The organism is Nocardia arthritidis NBRC 100137, assembly GCF_001612765.1.
In the GTDB taxonomy this organism is placed as follows: Bacteria; Actinomycetota; Actinomycetes; order Mycobacteriales; family Mycobacteriaceae; genus Nocardia; species Nocardia arthritidis.
Map to the genome: position 1 here is coordinate 138,832 of NZ_BDBB01000008.1, position 23,278 is coordinate 162,109.

23 protein-coding genes are annotated in these 23,278 nt (G+C 67.5%); 5 read left to right on the forward strand and 18 right to left on the reverse strand.

Annotated elements, in window-relative coordinates:
- Positions 1-64: 64 nt before the first annotated feature.
- On the reverse strand, positions 65-1,000 hold the full coding sequence (locus NA8_RS08330; protein ID WP_063049793.1) for a GlxA family transcriptional regulator: 936 nt from the start codon (positions 998-1,000) through the stop codon (positions 65-67).
- A 71-nt stretch (positions 1,001-1,071) separates the two neighbouring features.
- Between NA8_RS08330 and NA8_RS08335 the strand changes: the two genes are divergently transcribed.
- Positions 1,072-1,407, forward strand: coding sequence for a cupin domain-containing protein (locus NA8_RS08335; RefSeq protein WP_040872161.1), 336 nt, complete (start codon positions 1,072-1,074; stop codon positions 1,405-1,407).
- Here the strand turns inward: NA8_RS08335 and helR are convergent.
- The 6 genes from helR to NA8_RS08365 form a co-directional block, all read right to left on the reverse strand.
- Positions 1,392-3,617, reverse strand: coding sequence for an RNA polymerase recycling motor ATPase HelR (gene helR / locus NA8_RS08340; RefSeq protein WP_174550059.1), 2,226 nt, complete (start codon positions 3,615-3,617; stop codon positions 1,392-1,394). The genes NA8_RS08335 and helR overlap by 16 nt on opposite strands.
- Before the next feature lie 186 nt (positions 3,618-3,803).
- A complete protein-coding gene (locus NA8_RS08345) occupies positions 3,804-4,787 on the reverse strand; it encodes a glycine betaine ABC transporter substrate-binding protein (RefSeq protein ID WP_063049794.1) in 984 nt (327 codons plus the stop codon).
- Positions 4,784-5,521: an ABC transporter permease gene (locus tag NA8_RS08350; RefSeq protein ID WP_157106587.1), complete on the reverse strand. Its 738-nt coding sequence runs from the start codon at positions 5,519-5,521 to the stop codon at positions 4,784-4,786. The genes NA8_RS08345 and NA8_RS08350 overlap by 4 nt, the downstream gene beginning before the upstream one ends.
- Positions 5,518-6,801: an ATP-binding cassette domain-containing protein gene (locus tag NA8_RS08355; protein ID WP_063049795.1), complete on the reverse strand. Its 1,284-nt coding sequence runs from the start codon at positions 6,799-6,801 to the stop codon at positions 5,518-5,520. Before NA8_RS08355 ends, NA8_RS08350 begins: the two co-directional genes overlap by 4 nt.
- A complete protein-coding gene (locus tag NA8_RS08360; protein ID WP_063049796.1) occupies positions 6,798-7,442 on the reverse strand; it encodes an ABC transporter permease in 645 nt (214 codons plus the stop codon). Before NA8_RS08360 ends, NA8_RS08355 begins: the two co-directional genes overlap by 4 nt.
- A gap of 480 nt (positions 7,443-7,922) precedes the next feature.
- Positions 7,923-8,489 (reverse strand): TetR/AcrR family transcriptional regulator, encoded by a 567-nt coding sequence (locus NA8_RS08365; protein ID WP_063049797.1) that lies wholly within the window; start codon positions 8,487-8,489, stop codon positions 7,923-7,925.
- Positions 8,490-8,578: 89 nt separating this feature from the next.
- On the opposite strand from NA8_RS08365, the gene NA8_RS08370 reads away from it, so the two are divergent.
- On the forward strand, positions 8,579-9,517 hold the full coding sequence (locus tag NA8_RS08370) for an SDR family NAD(P)-dependent oxidoreductase (protein WP_063049798.1): 939 nt from the start codon (positions 8,579-8,581) through the stop codon (positions 9,515-9,517).
- Between the two features lie 45 nt (positions 9,518-9,562).
- On the opposite strand, the gene NA8_RS08375 is transcribed toward NA8_RS08370, so the two are convergent.
- Positions 9,563-11,149 (reverse strand): hypothetical protein, encoded by a 1,587-nt coding sequence (locus tag NA8_RS08375; protein ID WP_245663717.1) that lies wholly within the window; start codon positions 11,147-11,149, stop codon positions 9,563-9,565.
- Here NA8_RS08375 and NA8_RS34915 point away from each other — a divergent pair.
- Entirely contained in the window at positions 11,130-11,408 is a 279-nt protein-coding gene (locus NA8_RS34915) for a hypothetical protein (RefSeq protein ID WP_169810467.1), read from the forward strand. The genes NA8_RS08375 and NA8_RS34915 overlap by 20 nt on opposite strands.
- Before the next feature lie 120 nt (positions 11,409-11,528).
- On the opposite strand, the gene NA8_RS08380 is transcribed toward NA8_RS34915, so the two are convergent.
- From NA8_RS08380 to NA8_RS08415, 8 genes are all read right to left on the reverse strand, one after another.
- Positions 11,529-11,882 (reverse strand): YrdB family protein, encoded by a 354-nt coding sequence (locus NA8_RS08380; RefSeq protein ID WP_245663718.1) that lies wholly within the window; start codon positions 11,880-11,882, stop codon positions 11,529-11,531.
- 27 nt (positions 11,883-11,909) lie between these two features.
- On the reverse strand, positions 11,910-12,296 hold the full coding sequence (locus tag NA8_RS08385; RefSeq protein WP_157106588.1) for a hypothetical protein: 387 nt from the start codon (positions 12,294-12,296) through the stop codon (positions 11,910-11,912).
- Positions 12,297-12,436: 140 nt separating this feature from the next.
- Positions 12,437-13,273, reverse strand: a complete 837-nt coding sequence (locus tag NA8_RS08390) for a class I SAM-dependent methyltransferase (protein WP_245663724.1) — start codon at positions 13,271-13,273, stop codon at positions 12,437-12,439.
- Between the two features lie 19 nt (positions 13,274-13,292).
- On the reverse strand, positions 13,293-13,634 hold the full coding sequence (locus NA8_RS08395; RefSeq protein ID WP_063049801.1) for a hypothetical protein: 342 nt from the start codon (positions 13,632-13,634) through the stop codon (positions 13,293-13,295).
- Complete coding sequence (locus NA8_RS08400; RefSeq protein ID WP_062970169.1) at positions 13,631-13,804, reverse strand: ribbon-helix-helix domain-containing protein; 174 nt, start codon at positions 13,802-13,804, stop codon at positions 13,631-13,633. The genes NA8_RS08395 and NA8_RS08400 overlap by 4 nt, the downstream gene beginning before the upstream one ends.
- Positions 13,805-13,931: 127 nt before the next feature.
- A complete protein-coding gene (locus NA8_RS08405; protein ID WP_169810472.1) occupies positions 13,932-15,407 on the reverse strand; it encodes a purine-cytosine permease family protein in 1,476 nt (491 codons plus the stop codon).
- 293 nt (positions 15,408-15,700) lie between these two features.
- Positions 15,701-18,154: an FHA domain-containing protein gene (locus NA8_RS08410; RefSeq protein WP_063049803.1), complete on the reverse strand. Its 2,454-nt coding sequence runs from the start codon at positions 18,152-18,154 to the stop codon at positions 15,701-15,703.
- Between the two features lie 772 nt (positions 18,155-18,926).
- A complete protein-coding gene (locus NA8_RS08415; protein WP_084466619.1) occupies positions 18,927-19,514 on the reverse strand; it encodes a hypothetical protein in 588 nt (195 codons plus the stop codon).
- Between the two features lie 595 nt (positions 19,515-20,109).
- On the opposite strand from NA8_RS08415, the gene NA8_RS08420 reads away from it, so the two are divergent.
- Positions 20,110-20,676: an RNA polymerase sigma factor gene (locus NA8_RS08420; RefSeq protein ID WP_063049805.1), complete on the forward strand. Its 567-nt coding sequence runs from the start codon at positions 20,110-20,112 to the stop codon at positions 20,674-20,676.
- Positions 20,669-20,968, forward strand: coding sequence for a hypothetical protein (locus NA8_RS08425; RefSeq protein ID WP_063049806.1), 300 nt, complete (start codon positions 20,669-20,671; stop codon positions 20,966-20,968). Before NA8_RS08420 ends, NA8_RS08425 begins: the two co-directional genes overlap by 8 nt.
- 407 nt (positions 20,969-21,375) lie before the next feature.
- On the opposite strand, the gene NA8_RS08430 is transcribed toward NA8_RS08425, so the two are convergent.
- Together NA8_RS08430 and NA8_RS08435 are read right to left on the reverse strand one after the other, a co-directional pair.
- Positions 21,376-21,654: an ANTAR domain-containing protein gene (locus NA8_RS08430; RefSeq protein ID WP_245663719.1), complete on the reverse strand. Its 279-nt coding sequence runs from the start codon at positions 21,652-21,654 to the stop codon at positions 21,376-21,378.
- A gap of 335 nt (positions 21,655-21,989) precedes the next feature.
- On the reverse strand, positions 21,990-22,991 hold the full coding sequence (locus NA8_RS08435) for an alpha/beta hydrolase (protein WP_084466620.1): 1,002 nt from the start codon (positions 22,989-22,991) through the stop codon (positions 21,990-21,992).
- Positions 22,992-23,278: the final 287 nt, after the last annotated feature.

The window sequence follows — 23,278 nt, forward strand, 5'->3', positions numbered from 1 at the left end:
TCGTCTTCCGTCAGTCTGTGCCGGCCGGCCGGGCGGTGACGGTGTCGAAGGGGATCTCCGTGCCCTACGGGCTCCGGAACGCGCGCCGGTAGGCTCCCGGGGTGGTACCCACCTGGGCGCGGAAGCGGCGGCGCAGATTCACCGCCGAGGTGAGGCCGACGCGTGCCGCGATCGCCTCCACCGGCAGCTCGGTTTCCTCCAGCAGAAGGCGCGCCTCGGCCACCCGGCGTGACAGCAGCCAGGCGCCAGGGCTCGTGCCGAGCTGATCGGCGAAGCGCCGGGCCAGCGTGCGGGGTGAGACGCTGAGCTGCGCGGCCAGATCGCTCACCGACAGCGGTGTTCCGAGGCGCGCTCCGGCCCATTCGAGAAGGCCGTCCAGCGCGTCGGCGGGCGGTGGGGGCGGCGCGTACTGTAGCTGGCCGCCTTCGCGGTGCGGGGGCATCACCATGTGCCGCGCGATGAGCGCGGCGTGGGCGGCGCCGTGGTCCTGCCGGACCAAGTGCAGGCACAGGTCGATACCCGCGCCCGCACCGGCGCTCGTAGCGACATCGCCGTGGTCCACGTAGAGCACATCCGGCTCCACGCGAACCTCGGGAAACTCCCGTGCCAGCTGGGCGGCGCGTGCCCAATGTGTTGTCGCCGAACGCCCGTCCAGCAGTCCCGTGCGCGCCAGCGCGAACACCCCGGAGCAGATCGTGACGAGCCGTGCCCCGCGAGCGTGCGCCCGCAGCAGCGCGCGGCGCACGCGGTCGGGCAGCGGTGCGTCCACCGGCGCCCAACCGGGGATGAGCACGGTGTCCGCGGAGGCCAGCGCCGACAGTCCCCGCGACACCGACAGTGCGTAGCCGGACGTCGTAGCGACCGGGCCCGGCCTCTCCGCGCACACCTCGAACTCGTAGTACTGCGGCACGCCGGCCCGTTCGGTCCCGAATACTTCGGCGGCGCAGCCGAGTTCGAACGTCGACTGCAGCGGCCGCACCAGGGCCACCACACGATGCATGGCAGAAAAATACCCTGTGATGACTGACCGGACACTTACCCGGCATCGCCGCGCGCGGCACCGTGGGAGGCATGCACCCCGAGATCCTCGCCCAGGAGGGCTACACCTCCGTCTCTGTCACCGAATCACCGGTCCGCGAACTCTTCCCCGGCATCCGGCTACGTCACCTCTGGAAAGGCCCCTCCGGAGCACAGGCCAACGTGCTGGAGATGGACCCGGGTACCTCGTGGCCGCGCCGCGATGTCCACGAGCCCGGCCCGGAGGAGGTCTACGTGGTCGCTGGCACGTTCAACGACGGCGCACGCGACTACCCGGCCGGGACCTTTCTGCACGCCCCGGCCGGGTCGTGGCATGTGCCCGCGACCACGACCGGCTGCACATTGTTCGTCTTCTACCCGGAAGGGTAGGAGTGCGAAAGGTCTCCGCTCGGGCGGTTGCGGCCGCCCGCCGCGCCGTATTCGGCGAGTCCGGTCAGAACCTGCGGCAATGGCCCCTGGTGCAGGACGCCCAGACGCTGGGTGGCGCGGGTGAGGGCGACATAGAGCTCGGCCGCGCCGCGCGGTCCTTCGGCGAGGATCCGTTCCGGTTCCACGACCAGGACGGCGTCGTATTCCAGGCCTTTGGTCTCCGACGCCGCCACCGCGCCCGGCACATCCGGCGGACCGATCACGACGCTGGTACCTTCGCGACCGGCTTCCTCGCGTACGAAATCCGCGATGGCCGTGGCTGATTCGTGCTCGGTGACCCGCCTGGACCACGGCTGGACGCCGCACGCGCGAACCGACTCCGGTGGTTGCACCCCGGGCGCGAACTCGGCGAGCAGCGCGGCGGCGACGGACATGATCTCGGCCGGGGTGCGGTAGTTCACCGACAGTGACCGGTAGACCCACCGGCCGGGCACGTACGGCTCGAGCATCGTGTGCCACGAGGTCGCTCCGGCGACCGACCGGCGTTGGGCGAGGTCGCCGACCACCGTGAAGGAGCGGCCGGGGCAGCGCCGCATCAGCACTCGCCAGTCCATTTCGGACAGCTCCTGGGCCTCGTCGACCACGACGTGCCGGTAGGTCCAGTCCCGGTCCGCGGCGGCGCGTTCGGCGAGCTCGCGAGTGTCGCGCTCGAGGAAGCGATCGGCCAGATCGTGCCCGTAGAGCATGTCCTGGGCGAGCAGGTGGTCCTCGTCGTCCATCAGGTCCTCACGGCTGACGAGGAGGTCCAGCACGCCGGCCGCGTACGCGGCCTCGGCGTGCTGTTCCCGCTCTGCCGCGCGGTCGTCCGACTTGTCGCGGCCGAGCAGATCGACCAACTCGTCGAGCAGCGGCACATCCGAGACCGTCCAGGCGTCGCCGTCGGCGCGCCACAGCGCCGCGTCGGCGCCTGCCGCCGCCAAGCGCTCCGGGGACTCGTACAGCCGCGCCAACAGAGTTTCCGGCGTCAGGATCGGCCAGAGTTCGTCGAGTGCGGCGGTGAACTGGTCGTTGTCCGCGAGTTCGGCGATGAGGTCGGCGCGCAGGTTCTCCCATGCGTCGCGCTCCTGCCGAGTCAGCCAGCCGCGGCCGATCCGGGCTATCGCCCGTTCGGTGAGCACCCAGGTGACGATCTCGCGGAACACCGCACGGGCTTCGTTGTGCGGCTGCCCGCTCGCGCGCGCCTCTTGCCTGGCCCACTCCGCGGTCTCGGCGTCGATGCGCACGGTGACGTCGGTCAGTTCGATCGGCAGCGGCTGCTCCGGCAGCCGCTGCCGATCGGCCACCGCTGCCGCCAGCACGTCCAGGATCTGCAGCGCGCCTTTGAGCCGGGCGGCCTCCGGGGTGTCCTCGGCGGTGACGCGCAGACCGGGCACCAGGTCGCCGGTGGTCATGAACACGACGTTCGTCTCACCCAGCGATGGTAGAACGCGGCTGATGTGATCGAGGAACGCCGGGTTGGGGCCGACCACGAGAACACCGTTGCGTTCCATCCGCTCCCGCTGGGTGTAGAGCAGGTACGCGACTCGGTGCAGCGCCACCACCGTCTTCCCGGTGCCGGGGCCGCCCTCGATCACCAGCACACCGGGGTGGTCGAGCCGGATGATCTCGTCCTGCTCGGCCTGGATCGTCGCCACGATGTCGCGCATGCCGGTACCGCGCGGCGCGTTGACCGCCGCGAGCAGCGCCGCGTCGCCTCGCTCGCCGCCACCGGGGCGGCCGAGCACCTCGTCGGTGAAATCGACCACTCCGCGCCCGCGAGTATGGAACTGGCGGCGTCTGCGCATGTTCTCCGGGCTGGCGGCGGTGGCGACGTAGAACGCGCGCGCGGCAGGCGCCCGCCAATCGAGCAACAGCGGTTCGTACTCGTTCTCCTCGTCGAAAAGGCCGATCCGGCCGATGTAGGAGTGTTCGCCCGAGAGGGTGTCCAAGCGGCCGAAACACAGCCCGTTGTCCGCGACGTCCAGCCGCTTCGCCTCCTTGGCCAGCGCGCGCACCTCGACATCACGTTCCATCGGCGTCCCGCCGGTTCCCCGCAACGCCGCGGCGTAGCGACCCTTCACTCGCGCGCGCTCGGCATCGAGCCGCGTGTAGAGCCCGGCCACGTAGGTGCGCTCGGACCGCAATTCGTCTTCGTACCCCTGAGCCGACACAGATCCCACCTCTTTCCGGCTCGACGATCCTGCGTAGTTCACGCGGACACTGCTTTCGTCCCGAATTTCGCTACTCCCATTTCCGCAGGTTCTGGCCACGGCCAGCGATTCTGCGGCATGACCCGGGTCTTGCCGCAAGCCCCCCGGTGCGCTATAGATTGGGAGTGGAAAGAGGTTGACCGCCTTCTACCGGATCAGCTTCTCGCTCTTCAGCCAGTCGTAAGCGACGTCGGCCGGATCCTCACCATCGATGTCGACGCGGCCATTGAGGTCCTGCATCAGTTCGTCGGTGAGGTGGTCGGAAATCGTTCCGAGCAGAGTGCGTAACTGCGGATAGCGGTCGATGATCGCGCCGCGCACGACCGCCGTGCCGCTGTAGGGCAGGAAGAACTTCTCGTCGTCGTCGAGCACGACCAGATCCAGGTTCTTCACCCGGCCGTCGGTGGTGTAGATCATGCCGAAATTGCACGGGGCGCTCTTGGCCGTGGCCGTGTAGACGACACCGGCGTCCATCCGTGTGACGTTGCCGGACGGCACACCGTTCGGATCGTTGTAGGGGATCCCGTACTTCCGCAGCATCGGAATGAAACCGTCCGAGCGGCTGAAGAATTCGTCGTCGACGCAGAACGTCCGATCAGGGACCGGGAGCGCCGCCACGTCCGACAGCGACCGGACCTTCAGGCGTTCGGCGGTCGGCGCCGACGCGCCGAACGCATAGGTGTCGTTGAACTCGGCCGGCGGCAGCCACTCCAGGTCGTGGTCGCGCTTCTCGATGTCGTGGACGCGCTGCCAGAGTTCGTTCGGGTCCGAGATCGTCTCGGTCTGGTTGTGGTAGTTGACCCAGCCGGTGCCGGTGTACTCCCAGAGCACGTCGGCGTCACCGTTGAGCTGGGCCTGCCGAGACGAGGCGGAACCCGGCGCCCCGGTCAGGTCGGTGACCTCCGCGCCCGCCGCGGCCAGGTAGGTCGCGGTGATCTTGCCCAGTAGCACGCCCTCGGTGAAGCTCTTCGAGGTGACGACCAGCTTTGCCCCGTCCAGCGGCCGCTCACCGTCCGGCAGACGCGCGTCGTGGAAGGTTCCCGACGAGCTCACCAGGCCGCACCCGGCGAGCATCGCCGCTACGACGAGCGCGGACAGCGCCGTGACCACCCGTGCTCGTGGCGATCTCATGAGATACCTCGTGGGGTCGCGGCCAGTTCCACCAATCTGCCGAGCCAGTCGATGAGCAAGGCCAGGAGCCCGACCAGAACCGCGCCGGAGACGAGCAGTTTCGGCAGGAAGAGGGTGACGCCGGTCGTGATCAGCGTGCCGAGGCTGGTCGCGCCGATGAACGTGCTCAGCGTCGCGGTGCCGACCAGGATCACCAGCGCGGTGCGCACCCCGTTGAGGATCACCGGCACCGCGAGGGGTAGCTCGACCTGGAACAGGGTCCGCGAAGCCGAATAACCGATGCCCCGCGACGCCTCGATCGTGCGCTGATCGACCTGCCGAAGCCCGACGATCGTGTTCTGCAGGATCGGCAGCACCGCGTACACGACGAGACCGACGATCGCCGTGCGGAATCCGGTGCCCAGCCAGAAGGTGAACAAGACGAGCAGGCCGACGGCAGGTGCGGCCTGGCCGACATTGGCGATATTGACGGCGATGGGCTCGAGCCGTTGAAACGCGGGCCGGGTCAGCGCGATGCCCAGCGGGATCGCGACGACCACCACGATCACCGTGGCCACCACGGTCAGCTTCACGTGCTGAAGGATCGTGGTCTGTAGGTTGACCCAACCGAGGGACGCCTTCTCCGTCGGCGTGAACGTCGTCGAGCGATACCAGATGGCGTATCCGACGCCGATGACCAGAATGATGATCGGTTCGAACCATACGTCGAGCGGGACGCGGCGCAGGCGGCTCATGACTGCCCGGCCGATCCGGGTTCGTCGTCGGCGGCGACCACCGGGGTCGGCGCCGGGTCGGTTCCGTCGACGTAGGTCGTGTAGGAGAGGTCCTCCTCGTCGGCGCGCCCTTCGGCGAGTTTGTTCCGGATCACCTCCGTGACCGTGCCGATGCCAAGCGAGCCGAGGACCGCGCCGCGACCGTCGGTGACGAGCGCGGCGCCCTGGCTGGTGGCGAGCATGGCGTCGAGCGCGTCGTTGAGGGTCGAGGATCGTGCGACGACGGGCAATCGCCGATCGAGGTAGTCGGAGACCTCCGGTTTGGTCGCCAATTCGTCGAGCGAGGGCCACGACCGCGGCCGTCCGGCCGAGTCGACGACCACGACCCAGGTCTGTCCGGCGGTCTTCGCGCGCTCGATCACGCTGTGCGCCGGCTCGCCGACGCGCGCGGTGATCACCTCGTCGTAGGCGACGTCGCGCACCCGCGACACGGTCAGATATGCCAGCTTCGCGCCGGAGCCCACGAACTCCTCCACGAACGGCGTGGCCGGATCGGTGAGGATCTCCTCGGGGCTCGCGTACTGCTCGACGTGACCCCCCTCGGACAGGATGAGCACCTTGTCGCCGAGCTTGGTTGCCTCCTCGAAGTCGTGGGTGACCAGCACGATGGTCTTACCGAGTTCGTGCTGGATCGCGATCAGGCTGTCCTGCAGGCGAACCCGGGTGATCGGGTCGACCGCGCCGAACGGCTCGTCCATGAGCAGCACCGGCGGGTCCGCCGCGAGCGCGCGCGCGACGCCGACCCGCTGCTGTTGCCCGCCGGACATGTCCTTCGGCAGCCGGTCGGCGAAGATGCCCGGGTCGAGACCGACCAGATCGAGCAGGTACTCGGTGCGTTCGGCGATCCGCTTCTTGTCCCACCCGAGCACCCGCGGGATGGCGCCGACGTTCCTGGCGACCGTCCAATGGGGGAACAGGCCGCCGGACTGGATCACATACCCGATCGACTGCCGCAGCTTGTCGGGGTCCTCCCTGGTGACGTCGCGGCCGCCGATGAAGATCCGGCCCTCGGTCGGCTCGATCAGCCGGTTGATCATCTTGAGGGTGGTCGTCTTGCCGCACCCGGACGGGCCGACGAACGCGACGATGTCGCCCGCCTCGATCTCCAGGTCGAGGCGTTGCACCGCCGGCTTCTGCTGGCCCTTGTAGCGCTTGACGACCGAGTCCAGCTGGATGGACGCACCGGTGACGTTGCGCTCCGGTGCAGGCGGTACGGGCCGACTGGTCACATCGTCGGTCATGACAGTCCCTTTGCGATCGTGAGGCGTCCGAGCAGGACGAGGAGCGCGTCGAACACCAGCGCGATGATGACGATGAGGATGGTGCCGGTCAGTGCCATCTCCAAGGCGTTCGCGCCACCGAGGCGGGAAAGGCCGTTGAAGATCAGCGATCCGAGGCCGGGTCCGAGGACATAGGCGACGATGGCGGCGACACCCACGATCATCTGGGTGGACACCCTGATGCCGGTGAGGATCACCGGCCAGGCGATCGGCAATTCGACGGTCAGCAGAATGCGCCATCGCGAAAAGCCGATCCCGCGCGCGGATTCGACGACCGAGGCGGGCACCGACCGCAAACCCACGATCGCGTTGCCGATCACCGGCAGCGCCGCGAAGAACGCGAGCATCACGAAGGACGGGACCACGCCCAGTCCGAACGGGACCAGCAGGATCGCCAGCAGTGCCAGCGACGGGATCGTCAGCGCCACCCGGCTGGAGGTCAGCGAAAGCGCGGACAACAGCGGGAGCCGATATACGGCCACCGCGACGAGGACGGCGACGACCGTTCCGACCAAGACCGTCTGGAACGCCAGGGAGGCATGCTGATACGTGAGGAACGCAAGAACTTCGCCCCGCCCTCGGATGTAGTTCCAAAAATTCACGGCATTCCCATCGTCAGCCGAAGATCAGGCCGTGCCTGTCTGCGATCGGTCGTCCGGGGGCGCGAGCCGTCAAAGAGTAATCGATGCCGCGCGTTCGACTCCCGACGGCGCGCGGAAGGCAAATCGCGGGATAACACGGTCCTTCATCACAGAGCCTTTCGCGAATCCGACGATCGGCTCAGAGAAAACCACGCTCACCCTCGCCCGGCCAGCATTACGGTCAGCCAGATCGAAATAGGCGAGCTCCGCGAAATCTATGCCGGGGACTCGGTGCGGTGTCCGGGCTCCCGGGGGGCGTGAGATCGAGGGCGTGGCGGGTGACCCCAGCCTGTGGATTCGAGGCGGGTGAGGGAGCCGCCGATGCGGTGGCGTTGCTTGCTCCAGTCGACGCGGAAGCGGTAGAGGCGTCGAGCAGGTCTCGGGAGCGCGTCGGAGTCCCGGGGGAGTGAGCGCCCGGTGCTGCCCGCGTGTGGTCAGGGCTCAGGGGCGGGGACGTAAGCCGTCGACGAGCAGGTCGAGCAGGCGGCCCGCCTGTTCCCGGCGTTCCGCGTTCTCGGTGGCGAGCGAGACGCCGCTGAGGCCGACGAGCACGTCGTCGGGCGCGACGTCCGACCGCAGCGTTCCGGCCGACGCGCCGGCTCGGAGCAGGGTGGTGACCGCGGCGGTCAGGCGGTCGCGACTTTCGGAGAACGGGTTGCCACCGGAGGCGATGAGTGCGCGCAGGGCGTCGCCCATCCCGCGTTTGGCGGTCATGTAGTCGACGAAACGGTCCATCCACGTGCGCAACGCCTGGTCCGGCGGGAGGGCGGCCAGAAGATCGTCGACCGAATCGCACAGCCGGGCGAGTTCGTTGCGGTAGGCGGCGTCGATGAGGGCCTCCCGGGTGGGGAAGTGGCGGTACAGCGTGCCGATGCCGACGCCCGCTTCTCTGGCGATGGCTTCGAGCGTGACCTCCGGTCCCTCGTGGGAGAACGCGCGCACGGCGACCTCGAGCAACCGGTCTCGATTGCGTCGCGCGTCGGCGCGCAGCGGGCGTGCGGATGTCATCGAGTCCTCCCGGGAACAAAGCGGAGGATCCTCCGGTTACAGGAGTACCGGAGTGTCCTCCGGTTCAAGTCTACGAGATGGGACCTGTCATGACCGACCGGATCATCACCCCGTTCACCGCCGAATCGACCGCCGCGGAGGTGATCGCGGGGATCGACCTCACCGGGCGGCGGGCCATCGTCACCGGCGGCTCGTCCGGGATCGGCATCGAGACGGCGCGCGCACTGGCCGGGGCCGGTGCCGAGGTGACCCTCGCCGTCCGCAACCTCGAGGCGGGGCGACGCACCGCGGCCGACATCGCCGGCACCACCGGAAACGAGCGGGTGCTGGTCGCTTCGCTCGATCTGTCCGATCAGGCGTCCGTCGCGGCGTTCGTGGCCGGATGGGATGGACCGCTGCACATGCTGATCAACAACGCCGGTGTGATGGCCGCGCCGCTGACGCGCACACCGCAGGGCTGGGAGATGCAGTTCGCCACCAACCACCTCGGCCACTTCGCGCTGGCCACCGGCCTGCACGGGGCCCTGGCCGCGGCGGGCGGTGCGCGCGTCGTGTCGGTGAGTTCCAGTGCGCATCACCGGTCACCGGTCGTTTTCGACGACATCCACTTCGAGCGCCGCCCCTATGATCCGTGGTCTGCCTACGGGCAGTCCAAGACGGCCAACGTGCTGTTCGCCGTGGAAGCGACCCGGCGATGGGCCGAAGACGGCATCACGGTCAACGCGCTGATGCCCGGCGGAATCCGCACCAATCTGCAGCGCCACGTGTCCGACGAGGAACTCGCGCAGCTCCGGGCGGCCGCTGGCGGGGCGCGCATGATGTGGAAGACGCCGCAGCAGGGCGCGGCCACGTCCGTTCTGGTCGCGACCTCGCCCTTGCTCGAGGGCGTCGGGGGACGCTACTTCGAGGACTGCGGCGAAGCCGAGGTCGGCGTGCTCAGCGCCCGCAACGGAGTCGCCGCGTACGCGCTCGATCCCGACGCCGCCGCCCGGCTGTGGCGGGTATCGAGCGAGATGCTGGTCGCCTGAGGGCACGCCTTCGGCGGTTGCGGGCTGCGCATAGGGCGCGGGCACTCAGGGCCGATCGACGCGTTCGAGGGCGAAGCGGGCCAGATTGGTGGAGATGATCTCCGGTTGCCCGCCGGATTGTCTCGCGGCGGCGGTGAGCACGTCGATGTGGTGGTAGCCGGGGGCGGTCATCGTCTCGCCGTGACCACGCGCCCCGGCCGCGACGACCACCCCTGCGCCGCCGATCAGGTTGATGGTGGGATTGGCGAAGACGCCGCCGAGGTGCATGCGGTGCCGCGTGAGTTCGGGTGCCTGCGACTGGAAGACGTCGAACGCGAGTCTCATCGGGAAATACCACTCGGTGAAGTCCAGCGGTTGCGCCGCCAGGCTGCGCGAGAGGTCCGCGATGTCGGTGACCTCATGGGTGGCGTCGGTGAACGGTACGCCGTGGCGGTCCGCCGCGCCTGCGGCCACGGCCGGGTCGTCGTAGTCGCGCCAGGTGTAGAGCGGGCCGTTCGGCTGATCCGGGATGGCTTTGCGATCCGGGCCGAACAACATGCCGGTGAGCCCGCGCAGCGCCGGTACCGCGGAGACGTCACCGGGAAGCGGGAAGTCCTTGTCCACTATGGTGCCGCCGTCGAAGAAGCCGAATCCGGCTTGCAGCAGCGCCAGCGGCTGAGAGTTGGCGTCGAGGAACGCTCCGAGTGCGGCGGCATTGGTGATCCGGAAATCGCGCACCGACGGCGAGCCGGTGACGGCGGCCGCCACATTCCGCGATACCAGGACGCGGTAGGTGGCTTCCTGGTTGAGGCTGCTGGGAACGTAAGCCGCCAGATCGGATTCGGTGTCGGGCGCGAGATACGCGGCAAGCCCCGCGATGCCGAGCAGGTTCATCGTCTCCGGATTGATGACCGCGGGCAGGGCCAGTACGCGGGGGATCACACCGCCGTCGAGCGCGGCATCGGCCGCGGCGGAGCCGATGCCGCCGACGGAGAGGTCGAGGATGTCCGGGATGCCGTTGAGGGCGGACAGCGAGGTGTCTATCGAGGAGTCGAGGGCGAAGTAACCGGCGCACTGGTCGGCGCCCGCGACACCGCCGAAATCCCATTCGGCGAAGAACGCGGTGAGGACTCCGCCCAGGGAATGGCCGCCGCACAGCGTCTTTCGCTTGCGCGATTCCGGATCCGGCAGTTCGGCGGTGAGCAGATCGTATTGGTCCTGCACCGTTTGCGCCACACCGACCCGACCGAGCCACCCGAGCTGCTCGTTCGGCACCACGCCGCCGAAGCGGCGGCCGTCGACATCGGCGCCGCGATAGTAATAGTCGATCGCGAGGTGCACGTCGCGCGATGCGAGACCGGCCTGCATGCCGAGATGGTCCTCCAGGCAGTTGGAGCGGCGATCCAACGCCCAGAACTCCAGATGCCTGCCCTGCTTCGCCGCCGCGGCAACGGTATTGCGCGCGACGCTGTCGAACGCGCCCGCGCCTTCGAAGATCCCCGGTTGCGCCACCAGAACGGCGTCGGCGTCCGCCGAGCGGGCCGGACCCGCGGCATCCCGATAGCGCAGATACGACAGCCGGTCACAGGTGGATGGATGCGGCCCGACCGAATCCGGTAAGGGAATTCGAAGGGTGACAACCGATTCCGTCACGGTTGTGATCGGCGATGAGGAAGCGACCGCTGTCTCGGTACGTTCCGGCCCGTTCGGCTGCGCCGTCGCACTCGGCGCCGCGATCGCGACGACCAGCGCGGTGGTCACCATGCCGGATTTCAGGAAACGCAGAACACCGTCACGATGTCTGCCGAACCGACTGTGGCTCGTCAACGATTGTGCCGACATCGACGACCTCTCGTCACGACAGCGGAGCAGTTGTATCACCGGCACATCGCGCCGGCGCGATGAAACATAGGGCGACCCCCACCGGCTGTCAACATCAGCCGAAGCGCCTACGAAACCTCCCAATTTGCCACGGTCCTGCGGACCGAACCGCAAGAAGCCAGATATTCCGGCCGTGGCACCGCCTTCGGGACTACACCTGATTCCACGCGAGGCGCAGTGCGCCGTTGACGAGATAGCAGGTGAACAGGACTGCGGCCGGCGGCAGGGAGGTGGCGCCGTAGAGCGCCACCGCACCGGCGCCGAACCACGCCAGTTCGAAGAGCATCCGAGCTGGGCCGTGCAGCGGGAAGCTGGCATTGGTCCCGCCGCCGGCGGCGAACAGCCCCCACAGCACCCCCAGTAGCACCGGGGCGCCGATGCCCGCCGCCACCTTGATCGGCCATTGCGCATTCTCGGTGAAACCCCAGTATCCGGCACTCGCCAGCACGCTCAGTTCCAGGAAGAACATCAGGACGGCATTGAGCGCTTTGACCGTGCCGAACACAGCTACCTCCAGTGACTGACGTGCTCTTTAGAGAGCAGTGCTCTCATCTGGCAGTAGGCAGGTCAAGCGGTCGAGTCCGAAGCGGGTCGCCAGAAGGAAGCGGCGGTGTCCGAGCCCCCATACTTCCCGGACATGCCTCTCCGAGTCTGTTTCGAACAGATCGCAGCATCCGGCGTTTGCTCGGCCGAAGGCCGCGAAGGCCAGTCCGTAGCCGGCGTCGAGGAGAAGGCCGATGACGCAGACCTGCCACAGTTCGTCGTGAGCGAATACCAATGCGGCGGAGGAGATCTTGCCCGCCATCGCGCCTGCCCGCACCGAGAGTCGTCCGCCGTGCCGTGGCGATGGCGGGGACGCGACCAGCAGCGCCGCGACCATGGGCCGCAGCGCGATCGAACTCGATCCGACGCTGTCCATGGGGTCGTTTGTGTTGCGGCGCAGGAGATTGCAGCGAAGTCGGCCGAGTACGTCGGGATGGCCGATGTGCCGCGCCGAGCCGAGCCCAGGGCTGTTCCGCGGCTCGTCGGGTGGGACGGCCCTGGGCGTGCTGGTGCCGATCAAGTCGTCGCGATGACGATCTGCTCCGATTCGGCCGGCCGCAGGCCGTCGGTCCGGTCGGCGAAGTAGCGGGTGGTCAGCTCGGCGGACGAGATGTGCCGGGCGGCGGCGAAGCCGGCGTCTTCGGCCAGTTTCACCAATTCCTCGGGCCGGAAGAAGCTGAGGAACGGGGTGCCTGACCGGCGGGCGCCCTCTTCGGCGAACCGGCGTAGTCGTTGCTCGTCGGCGTCGACGAGTTCGACTGGCAGCAGGAATGTCGCGGCCAGGGTGGAGCCCGCCGCGAGCTTCGAAAGTTGTCGCAGCGTCGCGATGTTCGCCTCGCGGGTGAGGTACATCGAGACCCCGGCGGAGGCGACCAGCGCCGGGCGAGTGGGGTCGAAGCCGGCCTCGATCAGCCGCAGCCACCACGCGTCCACCTCGAAATCGACCGGCACCAGCCGCAGCCACGGCGGGATGTCGAGACCGAGTTCGGTGAGACGCTGCCGTTTCCACGCCTGGGGACCGGGCTGATCGACCTCGAAGACGGTGAACCGTGCGGCGAGGGCGGGCCTGCGCTGAACGAAGGTGTCCAGCCCCGCGCCGAGTACGACGTACTGATCCACGCCGCGCTCGGCTTGCTCGGCGAGGAGATCCTCGAGAAAGCGGGCACGGGACACGATGCCTGCGCGCATCGGTGCGGTGGTCTGCGGATCCATGTCCGGCCGGCGCCGCCAGCCTTCCTCGGGCGCGGCCAGGCGCAGGCCGGTGAGATCGTCGAATACGTGCGGGGGCGGGTCGTCCAGGACGTGCACGGCACGCCACAGCGCTACCCGGACGGCGGTGCTGTCCGGCGTGATCGTCTCGTGTGCCACTGCCTCACTCCTCGCCCGGCGCCTGCAGGCTCCACAGTCGCCCGTCCGGGTCGCGGACGGTCATCTCCTGGGTGCCGTAGTGGGTCGGTTCGAAGCCGGTGACGATCTCCACGCCGTCGCCAGGAGGTTCCTGCGAACTCGGAACCTTCAGCATCAGTCGGGTGCGCGATTGCTGCGTCGGCGGGACCTCGGCGACGAAGACGTACGGCCCGTCGCCGTTGCGGAACTGGCCGGAGTGGTGATCGGTCTCGAACTCCACGGCGAAACCCAATCCCTGCAGGAACTTCGCCATTCTGCCCCAGTTGTGGGTCTCCAGGAATACGGCCTCGATGCCCTCGGTCGTCATTGTCGATCCTCTCCAGACGGTGACTGCGGGTGCTCATCGGCGAGGTAGGCGCGCAGCGCGTCGGTGACCAGGGCCGACAACGACATCTCCGACTCGATCGCCCGGTACTTGACCTGCTTGATCAGCTCGACCGGCAGATAGACGTTGAACTGCTTCACTTCCTCGCCCATGGATCAATGCTAGCAAGTTAGCATGCTAGCAGCAACTCGATCGACCGGTCGCGCAGCGCCGGGACGCTGCTGTCACACGACGGTCAGGCCTGGATTCGGAGTGATGAGGGCTCGACGACGGTCGCGTCTACGCACCCACACGGACCGGCTCGGTTTCCCGGCTCTCGCCGAGGGGCGGCTCGGCGACCGGGCGCACTCGATGCAGCGCCGCGTATCCCAGCGCGGCAAGGACAAGGGCGACGAAGATGCCGAGGTTGCTGCTGCCCAGGCCGCTCGCTCGGGCGGCGGGGGTGAACAGATATCCCAGAAGCGGGCCGATGTGCGGATCGGGGGAAGTGATCAGCCCGAACCCGACTATCACAGCCACGCAGAGACAGCCGATTCCTGCGCGGTTCACCCCGCCGTAGCCGCCGACCGGACTGAACAGCGCAGTCCGGTCGTATCCGACGCGGCGGCGCTGCCAGAGGTCGACCACGAAGATCCCGGACCAGGCGGCCATGACGACCGCCGTAGTGGTCAGAAATGCTTGGAACGGAGCGAAGAAGCCCGGAGCGGCGAAAACGACATATCCGCCGGCGCAGCCGATCAGAACCGCGTCGATCAGCACGGTGTAGTGCCGAGGCATCCGCACGCCCAAGGTCTGCAGCGCGAGCCCTGAGGAGTACAGGCCGATGGTCGAGCCGGACACGAAGCCGACCAATGCCAGGATCAGGTACGGCACCAGGAACCACGTGGGCAGATGTGCCGACAACGCGCTGATCGGGTCGGTCTCGGCGAGGACCGCGACTTCCGGGTCGCCCGCCGCCAGCAGCGTCCCGAATCCCATCAGCACTACCGCGGGGGCGGTGCCGCCGAAGGTGACCCATCCCACCAGTGCGCGTTTGCTGGTCTCGCGAGGCAGATACCTGGTGTAGTCGGCCGCGCAGTTGACCCAGCTGAGACCGAGCAAGCTGGCGATCAGCAGGACTCCGCCCGCGAATGTGCCCAGGCCGCCATGGCCATGGGTGGCGAACGAGATCCTGGGCAGGGTCAGCGCGATGTAGACGATGGTGAGGGCGGTGAACGTCAGGGCGAACCACTTCTGGATCCGCAGAATCACATGACAGCCGTAGATTCCGAGGGCCGTGCTCACCGCGATGACGGTGAGGAGAGTGAAGACCATCAGCGGCCTGGTATCCGCGGCTGGGGCGAGTCGACGCATCACGGTGCGAGCGGCGAGCGTCGCCAGGACGGCCGAGAAGGTCTCCCATCCGACCAATGCCAGATAGCTGATCGCGGTCGGGACCTTGTTGCCATGGAATCCGAACGCCGCCCGTCCGGCCACCATGGTCGCCGCCCCGCCCTGCTGTCCGGCCAATGACACCAGAGCTAGCAGCAGGAAGGAAAGGGCCGCGCCGATCGCCGCGGCCAGAGCGGCCAGATGCCAGTCGAGACCGAGCGCCGTCACGTACGGACCGAACGACACCAAGAGCACGTTGCAGCTGGTGCCGGCCCACGGCCAGAAGAGGGTCCGGGGTTTGCCTCGTCGCTCTTCATCGGTGACCCACTCGGTGCCTTTGCGCTCGAAAGACCAGTCGGAAGATTTCGCCGAAACCGCCACCATGTCGATATCCATTCGTCGAGGGCGGCGAACGGGCCGTTCACGCGCACCTGGATAACGTGCCGTTATATAACGGCTCAGTGTAAGCGTGAAGACTTCGATGCGGAACCTTCGATGACGAGACAAGTTATTCGGCCACATAAGCGCCTGCAGACTGCCGTTGCGCAGGCAAGGCTGAGGCGATGTCCAGCTGTAGGCCCCTTCGATCCAGCGTTCTCCGCACGTCTAATGACCTACATGATGGCTCATTGACTGACGGGATAATGCGGCTAGGACAGGCGTACCTGCCCGCGATGTCAAAGCCTCGGGCGGCGGGCGCCGCGGCGACGCGGGCGCAACTGGTACAGGCGATACCAAGCCAGAGCGAGGAAGGCGGCCCCCAGGCCGGCCACGACTCCCATATCGACGAGCCAGGTGCCGAGGGTGTTCTTCCACAGCGGGTCGGGTGCGCCCGTGTGCGGTGAGAGGGTGTCGAGGTCGAGGGTGGCGGCTCCCGCGCCGAACCCCCAGCGGGACGGCGAGATGTAGGCCAGTTGCTCCAGAACGGGCGTGCCGGGGAGTCGCACCAGCCCGCCCGTGAGCACCAGTTGCGCCATCGAGAGCACGATCAGCAGTGGCAGCGTCTTCTCCGAGGTGTCAACCGCCACCGACACCAGCAAGCCCAGAGCCAGCGACGCGATGCCCAGCATCGCCATCGCGAGGATCAGCTCCAGCTCGACGGAGGTGAACAGCCCTTTCGGTGGCATGCTCACCCCGATGGTGCCGACCAACACCAGCACCGCCGCCTGCAGGGTGGTGATCACCCCCAGGACCAGCAGTTTCGACATCAGATAGACCCCCGCCGACAAACCCGCGGCGCGTTCTCTGCGGTAGATCGTCTGCTCCTTGACGATCTCGCGAATCGAGTTGCCGGTGCCGACGAAGCATGCGGCGAAGGCCAAGACCATGAGCTTGGTCGGAGCATCGACGTTGGTGCCCGGCGCCCCGCTGAACCCCTCGCCCGACGGCACCGCGGCGATCAAGCCGCCCAGCAGTACGGGCATCACACCGAGGAGCGCCAAATAGCTGCGATCCGAGGCGATCACCGCCAGATATCGCCTGCACAACGTGCTGAGCTGGCTGAACTTGGACTGTGGCGCGGGCGGCGGCGCCGGGGCGTGCACTTGCGCGGGGCCGACATCGTCGGTCGGTGCGACCGCCGCGTACTGCTCGAAGCGCGGCGAAGCCTGGAATTCACCGGCCCAGTCGTGGTCCTCATCGCGGTCGAATGCTTGGAAGACCTCGGCCCAGGTGCGCTTCCTGAACTGCTGCAAACCCTCGGCCGGCGGTCCGTAATAGGCCAGTTTGCCGCCGGGCACCAAGACCAGCAGACGGTCGCAGGAATCGAGGTTCGCCACGCTGTGCGTGACGACGATGACCGTCCGCCCGTCGTGTGCCAGTTCGGACAGCATTTCCATGACCGTCTTGTCCAGCCCGGGGTCCAGACCGGAGGTCGGTTCATCGAGGAACAACAGCGATGGTTTGGTCAGCAACTCGAGCGCGACGCTCACCCGTTTGCGCTGCCCGCCCGAGAGCTTGTCGATGCGGGTGTCCGCGTGCCGTGCCAGGCCCAGTTCTTCGAGGACCTCGTCGACCCGCTGCTCGCGCTCCTCGCGTCCCGTGTCACCGGGGAAGCGCAGCTCGGCCGCGTAGAGCAGCGCGCGCCGCGTCGGAAGCTGGTTGTGCAGGATGTCCTCCTGCGGGACCAGTCCGATCCGGTGCCGAAGCTCGTCGTAATCGGTGTACAGGTCGCGTCCGTCGTAGCGGACCGTCCCTTCCGTCGCGGGCCGCAATCCGGTGACCGCGCCGAGCAGCGTCGACTTGCCCGCCCCGCTCGGCCCGATGACCCCGACGAGCGAGCGCTGCGGGATGGGGAACCCCACCCCGTCCAGGAGCACTTTGCCCTCCGGTGTCCTTACCGTGAGGTTCTGCACCGAAACCGACACCTCACCGGTGTCGACGGACTCGCGCAGCTCGTCGCCGACCAGTCGGAAGGTGGTATGCCCCAAACCGATCGAATCGAAGTCGGCGAGATCCGCGGTCTCGACTCGGGAGCCATTGACATAGGTGCCGTTGTGGCTGCCGAGGTCGACGATCTGGTACTTACCCACGCCGATCGTGCGCAGCTCGGCGTGATGGCGGGAGACCATGAGATCGGGGGTGACGATGTCGTTGTCGGCGGCCCGCCCGATCCGGAGCGTGGGCTCGGTGATCCGGACGACTGCGGTGGGGTGAACAGTCGGAGGCGAAACTCGCCGGGGGAGACCGGGAAGGAACTTCGTAACCGTGGCTTCGTCGTCGAGGTCGTACCCGGGATCGGAGACGAGCACCGTGTCTCCACCGGCGTCACCACCGGCCTCGGGGGCAGGTCGCCCGTCTTGTCCTTCCAGGGAACAGGCCAACTGCTCGCCGTTGACGGCGTGACCCAGCTGGAACGTCTCGTCGTGGTCGATCACCATCTCCTCGACGCGGTGACCGTCGAAAAACGTTCCGTTCAGACTGCCCGCGTCCTCGATTTTCCAACCTTCCGCATCCCGTTCCAGAACGGCATGCAAGGTAGATACGCGCGGATCGGTCACGACAACGTCGGCCTCTGGATCCCGGCCGACATTATATGCGCCCCCGGCGCGTAACCGATAGACGCGTTCCCTGGTCTGCACCACGAGAACCGGCGCATCGGGAAATTCGGTGGAGGACGATTCATCCGCCATATTTCGAGTATACGACCTGGCCGTACTACCACCGCAAGAGTTGTTCATCGCCGGGGCACCAGGGCGAGATCCGTCGCTTCGGGCCCGCCCGTGTCACTCAGCTATCCAACCGGACCCGGCTTGAACAGCGCATACCAATCGGGCTAGCAAAAGAGCTACCGCATCCGTGCCCGTGCGAACCCCGGCGGATGATCTGGCGGGTTCTCGTCACTCGGTGATATCTGGCGAAGGTGACATCACGCGGGTCCGAAATGTCGACGTGGGCTGGAAGATACGGTTTCGCTGCGAGAGGAGGAAGCGAACTCCAACCATTGGGAAATCCCGGAACTTTGTGCTGCGAGCGGTTCTACTGCTATAACTCCGCCTGTTGGATGTCGAAATGGGATCGCGCCGCATACGGTCCTCGAATTCGTCGACGCATCACCCACTGGCGCTACTCGACGATCTTCGGATGGAACGACGAATTCGTGTCCCGGAGGCATTTCGGTCTCGACCGGACCGGTTCCGGGGAGCACCGCTTTCGAGCAGAGTCCTTGCGAAGGTGCCTGATACAGCCGGGCTCGACACCAGATCCACTGGCGATCAGGCGCTCCCGATTCCTCAGCGAGGATACTTTCGAGCGTCGCCGCGGGGGTGGTCGCCTCAACTGTGCGCGGGAACATCGGGTACAGCGGAACGAAGCACAAGGCTGCGAACGGCGGGATGCCCGCTGTCGCCGTCACGGTAGCAAGTTGCGCAGGCCCTTCACGCAGGTGCCGGTGTCACCGGGCGCTCAGCCGGCGAACGGGGGCAGGGCCGCGAATTGCGGGGCCAGCCGGGCGGTGGGGACGGTGTGCGCGATCCAGCGGCGGGCACGGCTGAGCGGATGGCCGGGAAATCTCGCGTCCCATCGGATGTCGTCGGCCACGTTGAACGGCAGCCGCCCCTGCACCTCGGGCGCGTAGGGATGCGGCGGATACATGTTGTCGAAACCTATCTCCGTCGCGAGCGCGGCCTCGCGCAGACCGGTGGTGCCGGTCTCGGGGCAAAGGATCTGTAACACCGCGCTGCTGTCGGCCTTCGGGACGATCACGGACGCGGCGAACACCAAGCCTTGCGGCTGGTTCGGCAACGGCAGCTTCTCCATTCGCAACAGCGCGGGCTGAGCGTCCAGCCACACCACGAAAGCTTCGATCAGGCAGCCGTTCTCGGCGCTTCGCTCGGCCAGGCGACGACGCAGAGTCGTCAGATCCTCGAGCGGCGCGGGCAGGTCCGGGACGAGGCCGAAGTACGTCACGTTCACCATGTCACCGGTCCGGGGGTCCCGCCAGGTCGCGTTGTCGACCTGCTGCATCTGGCCGGTGTCGAACGAAATAGGCACCGGGTCAGAGTATCCGCGATGACGTCCGTAACCACTCGGTGAGCGTTGTGAAGTCCGTATAGAGCAGACCCAGAACGCCGTCGACACGATGCAGGAGCGCGCGGCCGTGGTGGTTGCCGCAGACCCAGGTCGAATCCTGCTCCCTGATCTCGTCATCGATCCAGATGAAGGTTGCTCCGAAGTGGGAGCATTTACCGAACTACGACGCGGGTCGGGCACCTCGGATTCCGTCGCCGTCACCTTATCGGCGGGGCGCTCGACCCGTCCACGGCTGTCGCTTCGCGGACAGGCAGCACGGTGCAGCGGAGCCGTCCGGCGGACGAAACCTCACCCGGCGCCACCGGAATCCTGCTGCCCGAGACCGGTAGTAGCGCTCGGCCCAGAAGGTCGAGTTCGGGTCCAGGGTGGTCGCCGTTGTCGGCTGTGCTGACATTCGGGGTGAATCCTTTGGTGATGTCCGGTCCTCTCATAGGTGTGCCGGCAACCAGGTCGGCAGGAATCGAGGAGGTTGTCGTGATCGTTGGCGCCATCGCCGTGGTGACCGTGCTGGTGGGCTGGTGTAGCGTTGCCGTGCTTCGCCGCTGGAGCCGCTCGCGTGGCTGACCACACCTGGCCTGACGAGCGTTTGATCGCTGCGGCGCGTGAAGGCGACGCCGCGGCGATCACCGCGCTGGTATCCGGCTCGTACCCGCATGTGCGCCGGTTCGCCCACACACTGTGCGCCTCCGCCGAAGATGCGGAGGACGCCGCACAAGAAGCGCTGATCATCCTCTACCGCAAGATCGGAACTTTGCGGGCCTCCGGTGCGCTGGCGTCGTGGATGTTCCGCATCGTCCGCAACGAGTGTGTGCGGCAGTGGCGTGCGGTGACAAGGCAATTCGAGCCGATGCCCGATTCCGCCGTGGCGTCGGCCGAGGACGAGGCCGTGCAGCGGCTCGAGGCCGCCCGGGTGGCGGCGGTGATCGCTGCGCTGCCTGCCGATCAGCGGCGAGTGCTGATCATGCGAGACGTTCAGGGGTACAGCGGCCGGATGGTCGCGGGCATGCTCGGCCTGAGTGTCGCGGCGATGAAGTCTCGGCTGCACCGCGCCCGGGCAACGGTGCAGCACCAGCTGCGGAATACACCGCACCCAACTCCGGAAATGAGCGGACAGAATGACTGATGAGCAGAACTTCGCCAGCGCCTCGGTGCCCCGGCACCTGGTCCGCGGCGTCGCGGGATTCGGCGCGTTGATCGGCGCGATCGCGTTGCTGCCCGTATTCGGGATGTTCGGCTTGCTGCTCGCACCGGTCGGTCTGCTCGCACTGCGCGGGTGCCCGGCCTGCTGGGCGATCGGTCTGATGCAAACCGTCTCGCGGGGCCGGCTGCAACGTTCCTGCGTCGACGGTCAGTGTCGCCTGACCAGCGCCGAGCGCCTCCGGTCCGGACACGGCGAGAGGCACGCGGGCGCCTGATTCGTCGGCGCTGGTCGTGCCTCGACCAGATGAGGCCCTGGGACACCTTCGCGGTGCCCGTCATCGGATCGGTTCGGCGCGGCCTTCGAGATCGGATCTCGATCGGAGTGACAGCGGCCGGCGGAGGCGCGGCGGCAACGTGCGACGAGCGTCACACCCAGGAGATGGCGCCGTCTTGTAACGCTGGGCGCTGCGGTGCCGAATAACAGACGGGTACAGATGTTTTGGTCACCACTGGGGGTGGCCGGTGCCCGCTGTCGGATACGCGCGCTGCCGCCGGACCAAGCACTTTCCCCCTGCCCGGCGGCAGCGTCGGCTGGTGCGAGTCCTCACATGCTGCTCGTTGAGCCGGGCCGGCTCGAATTCGGCGGCTACCGAACGCCGACGGCACGTGGACGGGATGGTCGTCAGTGGTGCGGCGGGTGGGTGGTGGCTTTGAACAGCACGCGATCCAAGGATTCTCGTAGCGCTTCCATGTCTTGGGGTGCGCCGATCTCGGGGAGTTCCTCGACCACCGCGGCCGCGATGTCGCGGAGTTTGACGTTGGTGTCCTGGGAGGCGGCTCGCAGGATCGCGAAAGCGTGGTCGGCGTCGACGCTGTAGACCAGCATCACCGCACCCTTCGCCTGCTCGATCACCTGTCGCGCGGCGGCGACCGCTGCCTCATCGACACCGTTAGGCGGCATGTTTCCCACTCCCGGCATCTACCCCGTCTTCCGGCATCGAAACGGTCTCGGGGCGTCGGTGGAGCGGGGCAGCGCACGATGCTGCGGCAGCGGTGGCACCCTGATCGCGTTCTCGCACCCCGCTGCACACCGCAGAGGCGGTCCTCGAGCCCCGGCTCGTGTAGAACCCCGCAGTGTCCACCAACGCGCCGCTGACTCACAGCGCCCTCAGGTGAGGGCGGGCGGGACATCGCGCCAGGCCCGTGCGCCACGGTGACGGCAAACCGCGCGGCCGCCACCGTGGTGGTGCTACTTCCGGACCGTTGTCCCGCTGCGCGACTGGATGATCGCCGCCTTCAGTGCGCGCCGAGCGTATCGAGGATCATCGGACGCGCAGTCGCGAGCGCCTGCTGCCAATAGGGCCACGTATGTGTTCCGTCGATGATGTCGATGCGGGCGTCGATGCCGAGTTCGGCGATCCGATCACGGAACATCTGGGCGGAAGTGATCGTCATCGTCTCGAGCCCCATCGCGTTGACGGTGTTCCCGAGTCCGAACGGCACATCGAGCGGGCCGGGCAGGCCATTGCCGCTCGAGACGTAGATCGGCAGTCCGCGCAGCAATTCCGCCTGCTCGGTGGCATCGTTGCGGCTCCAGGCGGGATCCCCGGCCGGGCCCCACATGTCGTCGACGTTGAAGTTGCCCTCGTCCCACATGGCGGCGCGCATCGCTTCGTTCCAGAGCGGGAACGTCGGGTGCAGGAATCCGGAGAAGGATCCGGCGAACTTGAACTGATTGCGGTGGAAGGCGGCCAGCGTCAGGGCGGCGTTGCCGCCCATGGACGCCCCGACGATGGCGTTGTTGGTGCGCGATACTCCGTACCCCGCCAGATAGGCGGGCAATTCCTTGGTGAGGAAGGTTTCCCATTTGTACGTCGTCGCTTGACCGTTGGTGCTACTGGATCGGTACCAGTCGGTGTAGAAGCTCGAGTGGCCACCGACCGGGAACACCACTGTGACGTTGTCGTCCGCGAACTGGCGCAGGGCGTCGGTATCGGTCGTCCACTGACTGTGGTCGGCCGGGGCACGTAAGCCGTCGAGGACATAGAGCGCCGCGCTCCCGCCGCGGGCCGCCCATTGGACCTGGACTTTGATCGGCCCCATGCTGGATGGCACGGATAGCTCCGTGTATCCGCCTACCGGTGCGCGCGCTATCGGTGCATGGATCGGCGCGGCCGTTGCCACGGTCGCCCCGATCGACGACATGAGCACGGCTGTCGCCATGACAGCGCCGGTTTTTCTCAGCCGACCACGAACAACCCGCTGCTTCCCAGATCGCGCTGCCGAGCCCACCCGCATCCCTCCTACCTCTCCGGGTTCGATGACCGAAGAATTCCGATTCGTTCGTCGTCGAGAGCATTCGTTCCCTCCGCGTTTGCGGCCCACCGTGCCCGGATCGGGAAGATCATCGTAGGTCGCGCCACAGCGGCTCCGGAGAGCCGAACTTGTCAGGTCTGGGAAAACCGGTCCTGACGACTTGTGCGAGTGACGGGGGCGGCCTGCCGGCTCCGGGCCGCTGCCGACCAGGTCGAGGGATGCGGATCACCGGCTGGAAACCATCGCTGAACGTGCATTTGCCAGATGGT

What these genes read in the sequence shown, in the direction of transcription:
- NA8_RS08330 (WP_063049793.1), bottom strand. Translation starts at nt 1,000, where the DNA reads ATGCATCGTGTGGTGGCCCTGGTGCGGCCGCTGCAGTCGACGTTCGAA.
- NA8_RS08335 (WP_040872161.1), top strand. Translation starts at nt 1,072, where the DNA reads ATGCACCCCGAGATCCTCGCCCAGGAGGGCTACACCTCCGTCTCTGTC.
- NA8_RS08345 (WP_063049794.1), bottom strand. Translation starts at nt 4,787, where the DNA reads ATGAGATCGCCACGAGCACGGGTGGTCACGGCGCTGTCCGCGCTCGTC.
- NA8_RS08350 (WP_157106587.1), bottom strand. Translation starts at nt 5,521, where the DNA reads ATGAGCCGCCTGCGCCGCGTCCCGCTCGACGTATGGTTCGAACCGATC.
- NA8_RS08355 (WP_063049795.1), bottom strand. Translation starts at nt 6,801, where the DNA reads ATGACCGACGATGTGACCAGTCGGCCCGTACCGCCTGCACCGGAGCGC.
- NA8_RS08365 (WP_063049797.1), bottom strand. Translation starts at nt 8,489, where the DNA reads ATGACATCCGCACGCCCGCTGCGCGCCGACGCGCGACGCAATCGAGAC.
- NA8_RS08370 (WP_063049798.1), top strand. Translation starts at nt 8,579, where the DNA reads ATGACCGACCGGATCATCACCCCGTTCACCGCCGAATCGACCGCCGCG.
- NA8_RS08385 (WP_157106588.1), bottom strand. Translation starts at nt 12,296, where the DNA reads ATGGACAGCGTCGGATCGAGTTCGATCGCGCTGCGGCCCATGGTCGCG.
- NA8_RS08395 (WP_063049801.1), bottom strand. Translation starts at nt 13,634, where the DNA reads ATGACGACCGAGGGCATCGAGGCCGTATTCCTGGAGACCCACAACTGG.
- NA8_RS08400 (WP_062970169.1), bottom strand. Translation starts at nt 13,804, where the DNA reads ATGGGCGAGGAAGTGAAGCAGTTCAACGTCTATCTGCCGGTCGAGCTG.
- NA8_RS08405 (WP_169810472.1), bottom strand. Translation starts at nt 15,407, where the DNA reads ATGGTGGCGGTTTCGGCGAAATCTTCCGACTGGTCTTTCGAGCGCAAA.
- NA8_RS08410 (WP_063049803.1), bottom strand. Translation starts at nt 18,154, where the DNA reads ATGGCGGATGAATCGTCCTCCACCGAATTTCCCGATGCGCCGGTTCTC.
- NA8_RS08425 (WP_063049806.1), top strand. Translation starts at nt 20,669, where the DNA reads ATGACTGATGAGCAGAACTTCGCCAGCGCCTCGGTGCCCCGGCACCTG.
- NA8_RS08430 (WP_245663719.1), bottom strand. Translation starts at nt 21,654, where the DNA reads ATGCCGCCTAACGGTGTCGATGAGGCAGCGGTCGCCGCCGCGCGACAG.
- NA8_RS08435 (WP_084466620.1), bottom strand. Translation starts at nt 22,991, where the DNA reads ATGCGGGTGGGCTCGGCAGCGCGATCTGGGAAGCAGCGGGTTGTTCGT.